This window comes from Novosphingobium sp. Sphag1I (genome assembly GCF_056279125.1).
Map to the genome: position 1 here is coordinate 83693 of NZ_JBWBQS010000016.1, position 15883 is coordinate 99575.

The following is a 15883-nucleotide window of genomic DNA, read 5'->3' on the forward strand; positions in this document are numbered from 1 at the left end:
GGGAGGGATGGCTACGAATCTCTTTTTCAAAGGCCCCCATGGCAAGCCGCGCTATTCCTGCCTCTGTTGCCTTGCCGATGGCGCTGGTGGCGCGTGCAAAAGGCGTGCTGGGCCGGTTCGATTTTGCGCCTGATCTGGCCCATGACATCGGCACGCCGCGTTGGTACCGCGGTTTGGCGGTGATGCTGGGCGGGATCGGTTTTGCCATCAGCCTGTGGCCCGGATTGCCCGCGATCCGCATGGGCGACCCCCAGATGATGGACGCGACCGCACAGGAACAATGGCACAGCCAGACCGTGCAACCGCTGCTCTATGGCGGCGATACCGGGCAAAGGATGGGGCCGACGTCGCGGCTTGTTCCCTTGGCGCAGGCGCCTGAAAGGCCCAGCCTGGATCTGACCCTGACCTTGGCCGGACAGGATGATGTGGGGGCGATGCTGTCGCGCGCGGGGGTTTCGGCCGCGGACAACAACGCGGTACGCGTGGCGCTTGCAGGGGCCGTGCCCTTGGCCGACATCGCGCCGGGCACGCGTTTCGCGCTGCATCTGGGACAGGCCGCCGCGCCGGGTTTGCCGCGCCCGCTGGAAAGCCTGACGGTGCGCGCGCGTTTTGATCTGGACTTGTCGGCGACGCGGGCGGGGGATGGCTTTGCCGTGTCGCGCCACGATTTGCCGGTGGACGCCACGCCTTTGCGCATTCGCGGCGTTGCGGGCAGCAGCGTCTATCGCGCCGCCCGCGCCGCCGGTGCGCCGATGAAGGCGATCCAGCAATTCCTTGCCGCGATTGACGCGCATCTCAGCCTGGATGAAGTGCATCAGGGCGATGTGTTCGACATGGTGGTCGATTACAAACGCGCCCCCGATGGACAGGTCGAGGTGGGCGACCTGCAATATGCCGCGATTGAACAGGGCGGGCATATGGCCAAGCAATTGCTGCGCTGGGGCAAAGGGCGCGACATGCAATTCTATGACGCATCCGACATGGCGGCCCAGCGCGAGACGCAGGCGTTGATCATGCCGGTGGCGGGCGCGCGGATCAGTTCGGGCTTTGGCCTGCGGCTGCACCCGATCCTTGGGTTTGCGCGGATGCATTCGGGCACCGATCTGGCCGCGCCATGGGGAGCGCCGGTCTATGCCGTGGCCGATGCGGTGGTCAATTTCGTCGGGCCGCATGGCGGGCATGGCAATTACATCCGATTGGACCATGGCGGTGCTGTATCGACCGGCTATGGCCATCTCAGCCGCTTTGCCGTCGCATCGGGCATGCGGGTGCGGGCGGGACAGGTGATCGGCTATGTCGGCTCGACCGGCCTGTCGACCGGGCCGCATCTGCATTACGAGGTGTTTCGCGCCGGCGCCCCAGTCGATCCCATGTCGGTCAGTTTTACCGTGCGTGCAGGCGTCGACAAACAGGAACAGGCCGCCTTTCGCGCCCGCCTTGCCCAAGTGCTTCACGTGAAACCATCGGCGGGGCTGGGGCCGGTGGGCGCGCAAATGGCGATGTCCTCGGTTAACGCCTTATCGTCGCGGGGGCCGTCGCGGGCAAATTATTGATCCGGGTCAAATCCCCCTATGCAAACCGGTGGCAAGGTGATGAAATTGCCCCCGTTGTATGAGGATTTCACCGCGTGAGTCAGGCCGAGGAACAGGTTCAGGACGAAGTTATCGCCCGCAAGACGCCCTATGAAAGGTTGGGCGGGGGCGAAGTGATCAGGGCGATTGCCAACCGCTTTTACGATCTGATGGAAAGTGACCCGGCCTATGCCGATTTGCGGGCGATGCATGCGGATAATCTCGATCCGATGCGTGAAAGTCTTGCCGGATTCCTGATCGGTTGGTCGGGCGGTCCGCGTGACTGGTTCGCATCGGGCAAATGTATGATGAGTATGCATCGCACCATGCCCATCGCCCAAAACACCGCCGACCAATGGGGCGCCGCCATGCGCCGCGCGATTGCCGATGTGGCGCCTGCGGACCGTGTGATGGCCGACGCGATGGCGGGGGTTCTGGAAGAAATCGCGGCGTCGATGGTGCCGGTCAAAGGCAAAACAGCAGGCTGAATGCACAGGCTGGACCGCTCTCGTCGGCGTTTGGCCATTGCGCTTTCCGGGCTGGCCGGATTTGTCGATGCGAGCGGTTTTGTCGCCAATGGCGGCTATTTCATATCCTTTATGTCGGGCAATTCGACGCGCATGGCGGTCGATATGGTCACCCACCTGCATCGCGCGCTGGTGCCTGCGGGGCTGATCCTTGGCTTTGTGCTGGGCGTGGCGCTGGGTACGGTCGTGGCGGCGCGGGCGGGGGCGGCGCGCAAGGTCGCGGTGCTGGGGATGGTTTGTGCGCTCTTGGCGTTGGGTGCGGCGGCGCAGGGGACGATTGTGGCGCAAGGGGCGCTGGTTCTGGCCATGGGCGCTCTTAACGCCACGTTTCAGCGTGATGGCGAAGGGACGCTGGCGCTGACCTATGTCACCGGCGCTCTGGTCAAGGCGGGGCAGGCGCTGGGTGCGGCGGCGCAGGGGCAGAAGATGCCCGGCGCCGGGGCCAGTCTGGCGCTGTGGCTGGGGCTGGTGCTGGGCGGGATTGCGGGGGCGGCGATGGGGATGAACATGCCGCAGGCGGGCCTGTGGCTGGGCGCGGGATGGGCCTTGGCCGGAACCATCGCGGCCTATCGCATCACCCGCTGATAGAAAGCAGCTTTTCCCGCGAAGTCGCCCCGCGCAGCAGCGTGACCCGGCTTGCCGCTATGCCCAGCGCCTGCGCCACCAGATCTATCACGGCTGCGGTCGCCTTGCCATCTTCGGGCTTGGTGCGGACCTTGACCATCAAACGGCCCTCGGCAATTTCCAGCCCTTCGCTGCGCGCGCCGGGGGTGACTTTCACCGCCAGCCTGCCTTCGCCATCCACCAAGGCGCGGATCGCATCAGCCGGGGGCAGGGCCAGTTTAGGCCGCGCCATGCGCCATCATGGCATCGATCGCGGCCTTATGCTCGCGCCCGTTGCGGACATAAGCGGCCACGCCGCGCTGCATATCGGCTAATTGGGCATCGTCCAATTCGCGGGCATAACGGGCCGGTTGGCCGATCCACATCTGGCGGCTGGGAATGCGCTTGGCCGGGCTGAGCAGGCCGCCCGCCGCCAGCATCGCGTCTTCCTCGATCACGCAGCCATCCATGACAATCGCGCCCAATCCGACAAAGGCGCGGTCCATCAATGTGCAGCCATGCACCATCGCCATATGGCCGATCAGCACGTCCTCGCCGATGATGGTGGGAAATCCTTCGGGGCTGCCGGGTTTGGGGCTGTCGCAATGAACGACGCTGCCGTCCTGAATATTGCTGCGCGCGCCGATGCGGATTGTATTGGCATCGCCCCGGATCACGCAATTGTACCAGATGCTGACGTCCGGCCCGATGTCGACATCGCCGATGATCCGACATCCCGGCGCGATAAAGGCACTGTCATGAATCCGGGGCCAGATGCCCTTGAACGGGGCGATGGTGATGTCTGAACGCATGGTGTCCTCTCAGCTCTTTGGCCGTGCAATGCGATAGAGAACATGGGGACGCAAGGGATCAGTTTCCAGCAGCGCGGGATGATCGAAATCTTCGGACGGAGCATAGGCCATGCCGATCCGCTCCATCAGCGCCCGGCTTTTGGCATTTTCGCGGGTGGTGATGGCCACGATGGATGGCATGTCGCGATGCGCCCATGCCCAATTCAGCACGGCGCGCGCGGCCTCTGTGCCGTAACCCATACCCCATGCGGCGCGGGCCAGACGCCAGCCAATCTCATATTCGGTCAAAGGCGGGCGGGGCGGGCAAAAACCGCACATGCCAAGGAACGCGCCGTCCGTTCGCCGCTCCATGACCCAGAAGGTGTGGCCATGCTCGGCCTGCATGGCCATCATCCGGTCGATCATCGCATCGCTACCCTCGCGCGTCAGAGGGGGCAGGTAGCGCATCACTTCTGCGTCCTGCGCCATGGCCCATGCGGCATCGCGGTCGCCATCATGCCATGGGCGCAGGATCAGCCGATCCGTGATGATCGGCAGCTTATCCATTCATCAAACGTGCGGCATGCAGCGCGTGATAGGTCAAAACCCCGCTGCATCCCGCCCGTTTGAAGGCCAGCAGGGTTTCCAGCACCATCGTGTCGCGGTCGGCGGCGCCGGCGGCCACGGCGGCCTCGATCATCGCATATTCGCCCGACACCTGATAGGCAAAGACCGGCACGCCGAACTGCTGCTTCACCCGGATGGCAATGTCCAGATAGGGCAGGCCCGGCTTGACCATCACGCTGTCCGCGCCCTCGGCCAGATCGACGGCGACCTCGCGCAATGCTTCCTCGGCATTGGCGGGGTCCATCTGATAGGTCTTTTTATTGCCTTTCAGCAGCCCGCGCGAACCCACCGCATCGCGGAACGGGCCGTAAAAGGCGCTGGCATATTTGGCGGCATAGGACATGATCTGGACGTTATGGTGGTTTGCGGCCTCCAGCGCCTGCCGAATCGTGCCGATGCGGCCGTCCATCATGTCCGACGGGGCGATGATGTCGGCGCCCGCGGCGGCCTGATTGAGCGATTGGCCCACCAGCACCTCGACCGTGGCGTCGTTCAGGACATAGCCTGCATCGTCGATTAATCCGTCCTGACCATGGCTGGTATAGGGATCCAGCGCGACATCGGTCAGGATGCCGATATCATCGCCGCAGGCGTCCTTGATGGCGCGGATGGCGCGGCACATCAGATTGTCGGGGTTAAGCGCCTCGGCGCCATCCTCGCTGCGGCGTTCGGGTTGGGTGTTGGGGAAAAGGGCAAGGACGGGGATGCCCTGCGCCACGGCCTCCTTGGCACGCGCCACGATGCCATCCACGCTCCATCGCGATACACCGGGAAGCGAGGCAATGGGGTCTTCGACGCCCGTGCCTTCGGTGACGAACAGGGGCCAGATCAGATCGGCGGGCGTCAGGATGTTTTCGCGATGAAGCGCGCGCGACCAGCCGGTGGCTCGGGTGCGGCGCAGGCGAAGCGCGGGAAAGGGCGCGGGGATGGTCTGGGTCATGGGCGCAGGGTCTAAACCCCTTGGCGCGTGACGAAAAGAGACAATTGGGGGGCGGGACGTTTTGCCCCACCCGCCAATTTATTGATTTATAGTCTTATTCGCTCTCGGTCCCGGTTTCATTGCCGGTTTCGCCGCCGGTTTCCGATTGCGCATTCGACTTCTTCTTGCCCTTGGGCGCCTTTTTCGCGTCCAGTTTCGGCGCGGCGGGCACCAGCAGGAACGTCAATTCGCTCTTGCCGTTTTCGCCTTCCTTGACCGTGACATTGACTTCGCCGCCATGGGCCAGCTTGCCGAACAACAGTTCCTCGGCCAGCGGTTGCTTGACCTTGTCCTGAATGAGGCGGGCCATCGGGCGCGCACCATAGAGCCGGTCGTAGCCGCGATCACCCAGCCATTCGCGCGCCGAGGCGTCGAACTGGATATGAACGTTCTGATCGGCCAGTTGCAGTTCGAGTTGCAGGATGAACTTGTCCACCACGCGGCTGACCACTTCCTTGCCCAGATAGGCAAAGGGCACGATGGCATCCAGGCGGTTGCGGAATTCCGGCGTGAACAGGTTCTTGACCGCCTCGTCGCCCGCATCCGCCTTGGAGATGTCGCCAAAGCCGATGCCGCTGCGCGCCATGTCGGACGCGCCCGCATTGGTGGTCATGATCAGGATCACGTTGCGGAAATCGACCGTCTTGCCGTGGTGATCGGTCAGGCGGCCATTGTCCATCACCTGAAGCAGGATGTTGAACAGATCCGGGTGGGCCTTTTCGATTTCGTCGAGCAGCAGCACGCAATGCGGTTGCTGATCAATGGCATCGGTCAGCAGACCGCCCTGATCGAAACCGACATAGCCCGGAGGGGCACCGATCAGACGGCTGACCGAATGGCGCTCCATATATTCCGACATGTCGAAACGCTGCAGCGGAATGCCCATGATTTCCGACAGGCGCTTGGACACTTCGGTCTTGCCGACGCCCGTGGGGCCGGAGAAGAGGAAGCAGCCGATCGGCTTGTCGGGATCGCGCAGGCCCGCGCGGCTCAGCTTCATCGCGGAGGAGAGGACCTCGATGGCCTTGTCCTGACCAAACACCTGACGCTTCAAATCGCGTTCGAGATGTTCGAGCACCGTGCGGTCATCCTTGCTGACCGATTTGGGCGGGATGCGGGCCATGGTCGCGATCACGGCTTCGATCTCGCGTTCGGTGATGGTCTTTTTCCGCTTCGACGGCGGCACCAGCATCTGCATCGCGCCCACTTCGTCGATCACGTCGATCGCCTTGTCGGGCAATTTGCGGTCGTTGATGTAACGCGCGGACAGTTCCACCGCCGACTTGATCGCGCCGGGTGTGTACTTGACCTTGTGGTGATCCTCAAACGCGGTGCGCAGACCTTTCAGGATCTTGATCGTGTCTTCGACCGAAGGCTCGTTCACGTCGATCTTCTGGAACCGGCGCAGCAGGGCGCGGTCCTTTTCGAAGTGATTGCGGAATTCCTTGTAGGTCGTTGAACCGATGCAACGGATTGAACCACCCGAGAGCGCAGGCTTCAACAGGTTGGACGCATCCATCGCCCCGCCGCTGGTTGCGCCGGCGCCGATGACGGTGTGGATTTCGTCGATGAACAGGATCGCATGCGGCATTTTTTCCAGCTCGGAAACGACCTGCTTCAGGCGTTCCTCGAAATCGCCGCGATAACGTGTCCCCGCCAGCAACGAGCCCATGTCGAGCGAATAGATCACCGCATTGGCCAGCACTTCGGGCACTTCGCCCTCGACGATCTTGCGCGCAAGACCTTCGGCAATCGCGGTTTTGCCCACGCCCGGATCACCCACGTACAGCGGGTTGTTCTTTGACCGGCGGCACAGGATCTGGATCGTGCGGTCCACCTCTGGCCCGCGCCCGATCAGCGGGTCGACCTTGCCGCCCAATGCCTTGTCATTCAGATTGACGCAGAACTGGTCGAGCGCCGAATCCTTCTTGTTGGCATTGTTGGACGACTTGGTTTCCTGCTTTTCTTCCTGACGCGGTTCTTCGGCTTCGGCGCCCTTGGGGCTCTTGTCCTCGATCTTCTTGCCGCCCTTGCCGATTCCGTGGCTGATAAAGGAAACGGCATCCAGACGGCTCATATCCTGTTGTTGCAGGAAATAGACCGCATAGGAATCGCGTTCGGAAAACAGCGCGACCAGCACATTGGCGCCGGTGACGGTGTCCTTGCCGCTGGACTGAACATGCAGGATCGCGCGCTGGATCACGCGCTGGAAACCGGCGGTCGGGGCCGGGTCGCCCTTTTCCTTGGTTTTGAGCGACTGATATTCCTGATCAAGATACTGCTTCACCGCCTCGGCCAGATCGCCCAGATCCACACCGCAGGCGATCATCACCTGCGACGCATCAGGATCGTCGATCAACGCCAGCAGGAGATGCTCCAGCGTTGCATATTCATGGCTGCGCTCCGACGCCTGACTCAGCGCGGCGTGGAGGGTCTTTTCAAGACTTTGGGCGAAACTGGGCATTGATCGCGCTTTCGCTACAAGAGGGCAGGGGGGCTGGAGGGACGGGAAGGGCGAACAAGCCGGAATTCATTCCGGCAAGATATGCGACAACAGGTTTGATGAAGCCTATATGGCGATCCCAAGTAAGATTACGAGGGGGCGCCCGCATCAACTCAACGTGTCCTTTGCCGAACGAAAAAGCGCCTCGGCGGCCATGCGGCTGGCGGCGGCTTTCGCCTTGTGGGCCGTGACCCGCGCGATCTCGTTTTCGAGCAAAACGATCCGCATGTCCAATTCGTCTTGCGAATAAGGCTCAAGGCTCTCCAAAGCGAGAGAGGCGGCGGCGTCTTTACGACCGCGTGCCAAAGCATGGGGGCGATCTTCTTCATCCATTGTTGAGCAGCATCGGACCGCTTTCGCTTGCTGTCAACAGGGTGCAGAGCTAGGGCTTGGAGTTAATTAGTGTAAAATCACATCACGGGGCGATTATGACGTCTGTGCTTCCGGAATTTATGAAGGCGATTACGTTCGATCAACCGGGATCGGCAGATGTCCTCAAGCTGGCCGATCTGGCGATTCCGATGCCCGGTCCGGGTCAGGTTTTGATCAAGGTCGCGGCCGCCGGCGTCAATCGTCCCGATGTAATTCAACGGCTTGGCCAATATCCTGCGCCCAAGGGCCATTCCCCCATCCTTGGGTTGGAAGTGGCCGGCGAGGTGGTGGCGCTGGGCACCGGGGCGGACGAATCCTTGCTGGGCCAAAACGTCTGCGCGCTGGTGAATGGCGGCGGCTACGCACAATACTGTATTGCCGAAGCGGGCATTTGTCTGTCTGTGCCCGACGGCATGTCGTTGATCGAGGCGGCGGCGATTCCCGAGACGCTGTTTACCGTGTGGCACAACGTCTTTGAACGAGGCTGGGCCATCGGTGGAGAGCGGGTTCTGGTTCACGGCGGCACCAGCGGCATTGGCACCATGGCGATTGCCCTGGGCAAGGCGTTCGATCTGGCCATGATCGTCACCTGCGGCAGCGATGACAAATGCGCCCGCGCGCTCGAACTGGGCGCGGATCACGCCATTAACTATCGCAGCCATGACTTTGTCGAGGAGGTCAAGCGCATCACCGATGGGCAGGGCGTGCATCTGGTGCTGGACATGGTGGCGGGCGATTATGTGGCGCGCAATCTGAAATGCCTGGCCGATGATGGCCGTCATGTGACCATCGCGGTTCAGGGCGGACCCAAGGCCGAAATTCCCATGTGGCAGGTGATGGCGCGTCGCCTGACGCTGACCGGATCGACGATGCGCGCGCGCAGCAACGAGTTCAAGGCGTTGCTGGCGCAAGAGATCGAGGCCAATGTCTGGCCTTTGTTTGAGCATGGCGATATCCGCCCGGTGATGGCGCGGACCTATCCGCTGGAACAAGCCGCATTGGCCCATGCCCAGATGGAGTCGGGCGATCTGGTCGGCAAAATTGTGCTGGAGGTGGCATGACCGAAACTTACACGCTGCACGAAGATCCGATTTCGGCCAATTGTTACAAGATCCGCCTGACCGCTGCGCTGGTGGGCGCGTCGGTGGCGCGCGTCGCGTATGACATTCGCAAGGGTGAAACCCGTACCCCCGAATTTCTGGCGCAGGTCAATGCCAATGGCCGCATTCCGGTGCTGGAAATCAACGGCGCCGATGGCACGCGCTTTCTGCCTGAAAGCAATGCGGCATGCTGGTATCTGGCGCATGACACATCGCTGATCCCGGCCGACCGGTTTCGTCAGGCCGACATGCTGCGCTGGATGTTCTTTGAACAATATAACCACGAACCCAATGTCGCGACCCTGCGCTTCTGGCTCGGCTATATTGGCGAGGAGAATCTGAGCGAGGCGCAGAAGGGGCAGCTTGGCGCCAAGCGGACCGCGGGTGAGGCGGCGCTGCGGCTGATGGACGAACATCTGGCCACGCATGACTGGTTTGTCGGCAACAGCATCACTTTGGCTGATGTCGCTTTGTTCGCCTATACCCATGTGGCCGGGGAAGGGGGCTTTGTCCTTGGCGATTTCCCCGCGATTGGGCGCTGGATCGATCGGATCAAGGCGTTGCCGGGCTTCGTCCCGCTGTTTTAAGTTCAAAATAAGCGCAATTTTTGGGCGGAATTTCGGGCAAAACCCTTGCCCAGAATCAATCCCGCGCTTATGGGGAAAAGGTTAGGCCGCTCCGTGAAGGGGCGGCCCTTCTATTTTGTGCCCGGTTTTGGCGGGTTTTTCCCGCCTCAAACACGCTCGGAGATGACCCGTGACCCAGCCCACCCCGCTGATGCCGCATGCAACGGCCTCGTGGCTTGTCGACAATACCGCGCTCACCTTTGAGCAGATCTCGGACTTCTGCGGTCTGCACATTCTCGAAGTGCAGGCGATGGCCGACGATCTGACCAGCGCCAAGTATATGGGCCGCGATCCGCTGCGCGCGGGCGAACTGACCGCGATGGAAATTGAGCGCGGCCAGAACGATCCCAACTATCGCCTGAAAATGTTCAAGGCGCCTGTGACCGTCAGCCGCACCAAGGGCCCGCGCTATACGCCCGTGTCCAAGCGTCAGGACAAGCCCGACGGTATCGCCTGGATTCTGCGCAACCACCCCGAAGTGTCGGATGCGCAGATCAGCAAGCTGATCGGCACCACCCGTACCACCATCGCCGCGATCCGCGACCGCAGCCACTGGAACATCGGCAACATCACGGCCAAGGATCCGGTAACGCTGGGCCTGTGCTCGCAGCGCGAACTGGACGCGATGGTTGCCAAGGCCGCCAAGGGCCGCAGCGCCGAGGATGACGAAGCCGACGTCCAGCGTCTGGGCAGCGACCGCGATGCGCTGATCGAAGAACTGCGCGCCGCCCGCGAAGCGCAGGCCAAGGCCGCCAGCGAAGCCGCACAGGAAGCCGAAGCCGCCGCATGGCTCGCCGCCAAGCGCGCTGCAGAGGCCGAGGGTCGCGAATAAGCGATTCGGTTTATTGGTGTGAAAAGGGGGCTGCCTTTGGGCGGCCCTTTTTTTTGGGTTTTACAGGGGGGTTAAGATGCCTCCGGCGGGCAAAGGGCGGGGGCCCTTTGCAATCCCGTTATGGGGTTGCGTTTCGGGGGCGAAGGATTGTGGATTGGGGGATGTTTGAAAGCCTGCGGCGCGGAGAGCTTGGGAGAATCCGCGTTGCAGGCTTTCAAATTCAAACGTCAAAATGTTCAATCGCCCAATCGGCAGGGCGCCACGCAGACAGTAACGGGAGCGCGAGGTTCTAGACCCTCGCATTCATATTTCCTTCTAGAAAACCCTGATCAAGCCCCGCCCCACTGCCCAATCCGCGGGTCCGATGCCACCGCCTGCCGCCGCAATGCCGCCCGCGCCAGACGCTCAACCTCCACCTTTCTCCGCGCCGCCGCCAAAGGCATCAGGGGCGCAGGCCGCAGGATTTCGGCATCATAACCATCGGCCACGATCAAGCCGCACTGGTCCGGGCGAAAGGCCTCGCTTTCCATACAGGCGCGGTCGAGGTGGCTGGCCAGCCCCCAGAAGAAGCGGTCGCAATGGTCGAGATAATCGGTCCATTTGCCGTCGCCCATCAGATCCCCGCGGGCGACTTTGATTTCGACGATGATGACCTGGCCTTTGGCATCGATGCCCATCAGATCGGCCCGCCGCCCGTTGCGCAGCGGCATTTCGGGCAGACACCAGATATCGTTCCGTGCGAACAAGCGGCTGATCCCGCGCGCGACCATCAAAGCGTCGGCGGTCAGAGTGGGCGGGGTCAGCGAATCGGGCGACAGGGGATCAAGCGGGCCATCCATGCCGCCATTTTAAGAACGTAACGTGAACTTACAAGTCCTGTCCGCTGCTGGGCGGCACAAGGGCCATCAAACCCTGTCGTGCGGATGTAAATTCCTGCCACAGGGCGCGCGCGGGCGGAACGACATCGCCGCCGCGTTCATGGACCGACAGCAAGGCGGCCACGCCCGGCTCCATAATGGCCACCAGATCGCCGATCATCTGTTCGATCAGACGTGCCCGGCGCGGCTCTACCTGACGCAATCCGGCGGGAAAGGTCAGCAAAGCGGCAATCTCTTGCGAAGAATGAACCCCCGCCAAAGCGGCAATTGCCCGCGCCGCTTCACGCAGCGCGGCCCAACGCAGCCCAAGCGGATCGGCCTGTTCGCCGTCTTGGGTAAAGGCTTCAGGTGTTATGGGCACAATTTCCATAAGGTTGCATCATAGGGTGCAGCCCTTGCCAAAAGCCTAATGGGGTAACTACGGGTATTTGCATTCTTCTTTTCGACATATGCCGAAAACCTCTGGCGCTGACGGCCAAGCGCTGCTAACCGCCAAAACTGTCCGGTGCGCACCCGTAGCTCAGCTGGATAGAGTACTGCCCTCCGAAGGCAGGGGTCACAGGTTCGAATCCTGTCGGGTGCGCCACTTTCCTCATATTATTGTCCTTTCACTGGGGTTTGGCCAGATTTTTGGCTAACCCGCTGGATGAGGTTAGCCAACAGCATCTCAGCGGCAGCGTCCGACATGAGCTGCTGATCGACAGCGGCGGTGTAGCGGGCAATCTCGCTGTCGGTGGTGTGGCCGGTCCAGGCCTTGATCTGCTGGTTGGAGCATCTAGCCTCGGCAAAGCGGCGTGCAGCGGCCTTGCGCAGGCCATGGGCGCTGCAGTGGTTCAGCCCTGCCGCGTCGCACCAGTCGCGAAATTTGTTGCCGAAGCCTTTGCGGGTGAACGTCTTGCCATGGCTGGTGACCAGGAACGTCTCTTCGCCAGTTTGCGTCGCCAGAATCGACTGCGCCAAGGCGGGCAAGATAGGCAAGGATACGGTGACCTTGGTTTTCTCCTGCGTGATGACAAGGCGTTTGTCTTGAATGTTGCTGGGGCCTAACAGCCGAACATCGCCACCTCGTTGTCCGGTCCAAAGCAAGAGATCAAACATCAGGCGGGCCATGGTGCCGGTGGCATGATGGGCCTCGTACTGTGCAATTTCCGGTTCGGTCCACGTGTGAAACCCGCCTTCCTCGATGCGATAGGGTTTGGTGGCCAGAACAGGATTCTTATCGATGTCGCCCTGCCGATTGGCAAAAGCCATCAAGGCGCTCAACCGCTTGCGCAGCATGTTGGCTGCCGTGCGGTGGGGCAGCATGTCCGCCATCATGGGCGCGACATGGCGCGTTTCCAGATCCGCAACGCGGCCGCTGCCATATCTGGCGCGCCAGCGTTCGATTACACCGCGATAGAATTCCTGCGTGCGGGGCTGGGATCGAGAAACTCGGGTGAGCGATAATAGCGGATGATCAGTTCATCGAACGTGCCGGGTTTGACACGGTCTGCGCCCGGCTGGATTTTGGGCGCTTCTGCACCGGTCAGACAAGCCTGATATTCCTGCCGAAACTCCTCGGTGCCGGGCGCATGTTTGAACAGATATTGCGCCTGCCCCTTGCGCCGAAAACGATAGCGTGCCTTGCCGTGTCGATCACGAAAACCGGAAACCCATTTGGGCAGCCATCGGCGTTTCATCGCGCAATCAACCGGTCAAAGCTGTTGTCGGAAGGTCGCTGTGCCACTTCGCCTGCCCAGATCACCATGGCGCCGGCAGGGGTGATCTCGATCTTGTAGCTGGTTTCGCCTGCGGCGCGCATGGCCTTTGCCGCGCGCGTGATGGTTCTTTGCCGGACAGCGTCAGGTGCCGCCATGGTGTTGCATCCTTGCGAAGGTGGGAACGGGTTACTGGGTGGTGTTGATCGCCACCGGTTCGACCATATGGGCAGCCGTAAATTCCTCGATGGCTGTTTCAGGCAGGAGGATCAGGCCATCGATCTTCATATGGCGCAGGCGGCGCGTCGAGATCAGGCGGCGGATGCGGCCTTCGGGCCAACCCGATTGCTGGGCCATCTCGCGGGGGCTGAGGAGTCTCGTCACGAAAGTTGCTCCTGTATATTGGCGCAGCATGGTGCTACACATGCTGCTATTGAACGTCATATATAGGCTAATGACATACATATGTATTCGTCAAGGCAGATTTTGAAGCCGTGATTGACGAGTCACGCGCTATCGGCACGCGCATCGCGGAAGTGCGACGCATCAAGGGGCTCAGTCAGGTTCAACTGGCTGAGGCGTTGGGCATTTCGAAACCGGGGCTCGCCAATTATGAGCGCGGCGTTCGTGTGCCGCCCGCCTCGCTCGTCGCGGATCTGTGCGAAAAGCATGGTGTGAGCGCGAGCTGGCTACTGCTGGGTGACGGCCCTATATTCGCGCCGGATCTGGGGCAGGTCCATGAGCGGGCCTTGGCCACCGCCTGGGCCTATCTGACCCGTGGCGGCGATGAGGTGCAGCAGGAGCATCTCGTCCGTCTTAGCGCCGCACTGTTCCAATACATTTTGGCGCATGAGCAGTTTGACGAGGGTGTGGTCGATGCGATGGGTAAGCTTGTCGCCTGATCTCTTGCCCTTCTCAGCCTCACCTGCCCCAGCCCCCTCCGCTTTTTTGGTGATCGTCTGTGAACATCAAAGCGGTTTGATGTAAGCAAAAACCTATTTCACGATCATCAAATGGTGTAGCTGTCGATAGACGATCATCAAATCGACAGGCGACTCGGAGCACATCTCAGGGCGCACCCGACGGAGACACCAATTGTCTGTTGCCTACCATGAAGGACGATTCCCCCCTGCCGCGCTTGATCTGGGCGCGCTGTTTCCGTTGGTGGGACCGGCCAATGCGGCCATTGCCCGGTATGAGGGCGTCCTTTCGGGCATTCCCAATCCGGATATTCTTCTGTCCCCGCTGACCGCGCGCGAAGCCGTGCTGTCCAGCAAGATCGAGGGCACGCAAGTCACTTTGGGCGAAGTGCTGGAATTCGAAGCACAGGGGCATCTGTTCGATGAAAGCACACCGAAAAAGGCCGACGCTCGTGAGGTCCTGAACTATCGCGCTGCCCTGCGAGAGGCAGACCGGCTGATGGCCGAACTTCCGCTGTCGCAACGCCTGATCAAGGCGACACATCGCGTGCTGATGGACGGAGTGCGCGGCCGTCACAAGGATCCGGGCGAATACCGGCGCATCCCCAACTGGATCGGCCCGGAAGGCTGCACCATCGATCAAGCCCGTTTCGTGCCCCCCGGTGCCGACCTTATCGAAAGCGCGATGGCGGACTGGGAGGCCTATATCCACGCCGATGCGCCAGACAGGCTGGTGCAATTGGCCATCGTTCACGCCGAATTTGAATCGATCCATCCGTTTCTGGATGGCAATGGGCGCATCGGTCGGCTGATCATACCGCTGTTCCTCTATGCCCACGGGCTGCTCTCGCGCCCTAATTTCTATCTCTCGGAATATCTCGAAGCCAATCGCGACGAGTATTATGACCGGATGCTGGCCGTTTCGCGCGACGATGACTGGAGCGGGTGGGTGGCCTTTTTCCTGCGCGGTATCATCGCCCAAGCCGAAGCCAACACGCAAAAGGCGCAGGCGATCTTGGCCCTGCATCAAGACAAGCGCGATTGGGTGGTGGAGATCACCCATTCCCAATACGCGGTGCGCGCGCTCGACTGGATCTTTCAGCGCCCGATCTTCCAGACGCCGGACTTCATCGCCTCGGCCCAGATTCCACCCGCAACGGCACGCAAGATCATCCGTGACCTGCGTGATAATGGCCTGCTGCGCGAATTGGTGCCGCCATCGGGGCGGGCTCCCGCGACCTTCGTGTTCCCGGAATTGCTGAATATCGCGGAGGGGCGAGAGGCGTTTTGAGGGGGAGATAGGCTTTCGATGGCAAGGCTTGGCGATCTATCTGCAACCATGGCGCGATTCACCAATCATATTGATTTTGGTTACGTTTGTAGTGAATGATATGCTTCTGCATGTTTGGGGCCAATAATGTCATTCACGATTGAAGCAGTCATCACTGACAAAGTCGGTTTCGCCTCTCACCAGAACGCGGCGCCGGTCATCCGCCAGATGGCAATCCATTGAGCGCATGATGTCCCGCTAGAAAATTGCCACCTGAAACTTGTATCCGACCCCGCTTTTCTCAGCGAGAAGGTTTGGCGTCTGGATCGCATTCTACCTGGATCCGAAGGTTCTGTCGCAAAGATTGGGGCCGGCCGAAAAGCGCTCTTTGACATGTTGAATTATGCGGCGAGGGCTTCGAACTGCTGGGCGACGGACCTATTTCGCCCGTCGTTCCGGGTTTGAGCGGGCCACACCATTTGATTTTTGCGGATCATATGGATGAGTTCGATGCCTTCCAGGATGATCGCAGCGCTGGCCATCGCCTTGAAGCCGAGCATCGGGCGGGTCCGACGCTTGATGCGCCG

20 protein-coding genes, 1 tRNA gene and 1 pseudogene are annotated in these 15883 nt (G+C 61.3%); 9 read left to right on the forward strand and 13 right to left on the reverse strand.

Annotation, left to right across the window (positions count from 1 at the left end; all coding sequences use genetic code 11):
- Positions 1-38: 38 nt before the first annotated feature.
- From ACZ9HU_RS17580 to ACZ9HU_RS17590, 3 genes are all read left to right on the forward strand, one after another.
- On the forward strand, positions 39-1553 hold the full coding sequence (locus ACZ9HU_RS17580; RefSeq protein ID WP_476106872.1) for a peptidoglycan DD-metalloendopeptidase family protein: 1515 nt from the start codon (positions 39-41) through the stop codon (positions 1551-1553).
- Positions 1554-1627: 74 nt separating this feature from the next.
- Entirely contained in the window at positions 1628-2059 is a 432-nt protein-coding gene (locus ACZ9HU_RS17585; RefSeq protein ID WP_476106874.1) for a group II truncated hemoglobin, read from the forward strand.
- Positions 2060-2683 (forward strand): YoaK family protein, encoded by a 624-nt coding sequence (locus ACZ9HU_RS17590; protein WP_476106876.1) that lies wholly within the window; start codon positions 2060-2062, stop codon positions 2681-2683.
- Here ACZ9HU_RS17590 and ACZ9HU_RS17595 read toward each other — a convergent pair.
- From ACZ9HU_RS17595 to ACZ9HU_RS17620, 6 genes are all read right to left on the reverse strand, one after another.
- Entirely contained in the window at positions 2673-2954 is a 282-nt protein-coding gene (locus ACZ9HU_RS17595) for a DUF167 domain-containing protein (RefSeq protein WP_476106878.1), read from the reverse strand. The two genes, ACZ9HU_RS17590 and ACZ9HU_RS17595, sit on opposite strands and share 11 nt — an antisense overlap.
- Positions 2941-3513, reverse strand: coding sequence for a gamma carbonic anhydrase family protein (locus ACZ9HU_RS17600; protein ID WP_476106879.1), 573 nt, complete (start codon positions 3511-3513; stop codon positions 2941-2943). The genes ACZ9HU_RS17595 and ACZ9HU_RS17600 overlap by 14 nt, the downstream gene beginning before the upstream one ends.
- Before the next feature lie 9 nt (positions 3514-3522).
- A complete protein-coding gene (locus tag ACZ9HU_RS17605; protein ID WP_476106881.1) occupies positions 3523-4059 on the reverse strand; it encodes a GNAT family N-acetyltransferase in 537 nt (178 codons plus the stop codon).
- A complete protein-coding gene (hemB, locus tag ACZ9HU_RS17610) occupies positions 4052-5059 on the reverse strand; it encodes a porphobilinogen synthase (RefSeq protein ID WP_476106883.1) in 1008 nt (335 codons plus the stop codon). Before hemB ends, ACZ9HU_RS17605 begins: the two co-directional genes overlap by 8 nt.
- Before the next feature lie 94 nt (positions 5060-5153).
- Positions 5154-7562 carry an ATP-dependent Clp protease ATP-binding subunit ClpA gene (clpA, locus tag ACZ9HU_RS17615; RefSeq protein ID WP_476106884.1) on the reverse strand — a complete coding sequence of 803 codons (2409 nt, stop codon included), beginning with the start codon at positions 7560-7562 and terminating at the stop codon, positions 5154-5156.
- 147 nt (positions 7563-7709) lie between these two features.
- Positions 7710-7934: a DUF1192 family protein gene (locus ACZ9HU_RS17620; protein ID WP_476106886.1), complete on the reverse strand. Its 225-nt coding sequence runs from the start codon at positions 7932-7934 to the stop codon at positions 7710-7712.
- 95 nt (positions 7935-8029) lie between these two features.
- On the opposite strand from ACZ9HU_RS17620, the gene ACZ9HU_RS17625 reads away from it, so the two are divergent.
- From ACZ9HU_RS17625 to ACZ9HU_RS17635, 3 genes are all read left to right on the forward strand, one after another.
- On the forward strand, positions 8030-9034 hold the full coding sequence (locus ACZ9HU_RS17625) for an NAD(P)H-quinone oxidoreductase (protein WP_476106887.1): 1005 nt from the start codon (positions 8030-8032) through the stop codon (positions 9032-9034).
- The gene (locus ACZ9HU_RS17630; RefSeq protein ID WP_476106888.1) at positions 9031-9660 is read left to right on the forward strand and encodes a glutathione S-transferase family protein; all 630 of its coding nucleotides are present in this window, start codon (positions 9031-9033) and stop codon (positions 9658-9660) included. The genes ACZ9HU_RS17625 and ACZ9HU_RS17630 overlap by 4 nt, the downstream gene beginning before the upstream one ends.
- Before the next feature lie 169 nt (positions 9661-9829).
- A complete protein-coding gene (locus ACZ9HU_RS17635; protein ID WP_476106889.1) occupies positions 9830-10531 on the forward strand; it encodes a DUF1013 domain-containing protein in 702 nt (233 codons plus the stop codon).
- Positions 10532-10860: 329 nt separating this feature from the next.
- Here ACZ9HU_RS17635 and ACZ9HU_RS17640 read toward each other — a convergent pair whose 3' ends face one another.
- Both ACZ9HU_RS17640 and ACZ9HU_RS17645 read right to left on the reverse strand, forming a co-directional pair.
- Positions 10861-11370: an MmcB family DNA repair protein gene (locus ACZ9HU_RS17640; RefSeq protein WP_476106891.1), complete on the reverse strand. Its 510-nt coding sequence runs from the start codon at positions 11368-11370 to the stop codon at positions 10861-10863.
- 28 nt (positions 11371-11398) lie between these two features.
- Positions 11399-11779 carry a hypothetical protein gene (locus ACZ9HU_RS17645; RefSeq protein WP_476106893.1) on the reverse strand — a complete coding sequence of 127 codons (381 nt, stop codon included), beginning with the start codon at positions 11777-11779 and terminating at the stop codon, positions 11399-11401.
- A 139-nt stretch (positions 11780-11918) separates the two neighbouring features.
- On the opposite strand from ACZ9HU_RS17645, the gene ACZ9HU_RS17650 reads away from it, so the two are divergent.
- Positions 11919-11995 (forward strand) — tRNA-Arg (locus ACZ9HU_RS17650).
- 11 nt (positions 11996-12006) lie between these two features.
- Here ACZ9HU_RS17650 and ACZ9HU_RS17655 read toward each other — a convergent pair.
- The 4 genes from ACZ9HU_RS17655 to ACZ9HU_RS17670 form a co-directional block, all read right to left on the reverse strand.
- A complete protein-coding gene (locus tag ACZ9HU_RS17655; RefSeq protein ID WP_476106895.1) occupies positions 12007-12726 on the reverse strand; it encodes a tyrosine-type recombinase/integrase in 720 nt (239 codons plus the stop codon).
- Positions 12727-12794: 68 nt separating this feature from the next.
- The gene (locus tag ACZ9HU_RS17660; protein ID WP_476106897.1) at positions 12795-13088 is read right to left on the reverse strand and encodes a hypothetical protein; all 294 of its coding nucleotides are present in this window, start codon (positions 13086-13088) and stop codon (positions 12795-12797) included.
- Positions 13085-13264, reverse strand: a complete 180-nt coding sequence (locus tag ACZ9HU_RS17665; RefSeq protein ID WP_008068302.1) for a hypothetical protein — start codon at positions 13262-13264, stop codon at positions 13085-13087. Before ACZ9HU_RS17665 ends, ACZ9HU_RS17660 begins: the two co-directional genes overlap by 4 nt.
- A gap of 31 nt (positions 13265-13295) precedes the next feature.
- Positions 13296-13490 (reverse strand): hypothetical protein, encoded by a 195-nt coding sequence (locus ACZ9HU_RS17670; protein WP_476106900.1) that lies wholly within the window; start codon positions 13488-13490, stop codon positions 13296-13298.
- Positions 13491-13600: 110 nt separating this feature from the next.
- Here ACZ9HU_RS17670 and ACZ9HU_RS17675 point away from each other — a divergent pair, with 110 nt between their 5' ends.
- The gene (locus ACZ9HU_RS17675; RefSeq protein ID WP_476106901.1) at positions 13601-14008 is read left to right on the forward strand and encodes a helix-turn-helix domain-containing protein; all 408 of its coding nucleotides are present in this window, start codon (positions 13601-13603) and stop codon (positions 14006-14008) included.
- Positions 14009-14201: 193 nt separating this feature from the next.
- Positions 14202-15317: a Fic family protein gene (locus ACZ9HU_RS17680; protein ID WP_476106902.1), complete on the forward strand. Its 1116-nt coding sequence runs from the start codon at positions 14202-14204 to the stop codon at positions 15315-15317.
- 380 nt (positions 15318-15697) lie between these two features.
- Here the strand turns inward: ACZ9HU_RS17680 and ACZ9HU_RS17685 are convergent.
- A pseudogene (locus tag ACZ9HU_RS17685) lies at positions 15698-15883 on the reverse strand (IS6 family transposase); the annotation flags it as partial.

Excerpts from the sequence above, each read along its gene's own strand:
- clpA (WP_476106884.1), bottom strand. The coding sequence starts at position 7,562 with ATGCCCAGTTTCGCCCAAAGTCTTGAAAAGACCCTCCACGCCGCGCTG.
- ACZ9HU_RS17600 (WP_476106879.1), bottom strand. The coding sequence starts at position 3,513 with ATGCGTTCAGACATCACCATCGCCCCGTTCAAGGGCATCTGGCCCCGG.
- ACZ9HU_RS17645 (WP_476106893.1), bottom strand. The coding sequence starts at position 11,779 with ATGGAAATTGTGCCCATAACACCTGAAGCCTTTACCCAAGACGGCGAA.
- ACZ9HU_RS17660 (WP_476106897.1), bottom strand. The coding sequence starts at position 13,088 with ATGAAACGCCGATGGCTGCCCAAATGGGTTTCCGGTTTTCGTGATCGA.
- ACZ9HU_RS17605 (WP_476106881.1), bottom strand. The coding sequence starts at position 4,059 with ATGGATAAGCTGCCGATCATCACGGATCGGCTGATCCTGCGCCCATGG.
- ACZ9HU_RS17655 (WP_476106895.1), bottom strand. The coding sequence starts at position 12,726 with ATGATGGCGGACATGCTGCCCCACCGCACGGCAGCCAACATGCTGCGC.
- ACZ9HU_RS17580 (WP_476106872.1), top strand. The coding sequence starts at position 39 with ATGGCAAGCCGCGCTATTCCTGCCTCTGTTGCCTTGCCGATGGCGCTG.
- ACZ9HU_RS17625 (WP_476106887.1), top strand. The coding sequence starts at position 8,030 with ATGACGTCTGTGCTTCCGGAATTTATGAAGGCGATTACGTTCGATCAA.
- ACZ9HU_RS17590 (WP_476106876.1), top strand. The coding sequence starts at position 2,060 with ATGCACAGGCTGGACCGCTCTCGTCGGCGTTTGGCCATTGCGCTTTCC.
- ACZ9HU_RS17665 (WP_008068302.1), bottom strand. The coding sequence starts at position 13,264 with ATGGCGGCACCTGACGCTGTCCGGCAAAGAACCATCACGCGCGCGGCA.
- ACZ9HU_RS17595 (WP_476106878.1), bottom strand. The coding sequence starts at position 2,954 with ATGGCGCGGCCTAAACTGGCCCTGCCCCCGGCTGATGCGATCCGCGCC.
- hemB (WP_476106883.1), bottom strand. The coding sequence starts at position 5,059 with ATGACCCAGACCATCCCCGCGCCCTTTCCCGCGCTTCGCCTGCGCCGC.
- ACZ9HU_RS17640 (WP_476106891.1), bottom strand. The coding sequence starts at position 11,370 with ATGGATGGCCCGCTTGATCCCCTGTCGCCCGATTCGCTGACCCCGCCC.
- ACZ9HU_RS17630 (WP_476106888.1), top strand. The coding sequence starts at position 9,031 with ATGACCGAAACTTACACGCTGCACGAAGATCCGATTTCGGCCAATTGT.
- ACZ9HU_RS17620 (WP_476106886.1), bottom strand. The coding sequence starts at position 7,934 with ATGGATGAAGAAGATCGCCCCCATGCTTTGGCACGCGGTCGTAAAGAC.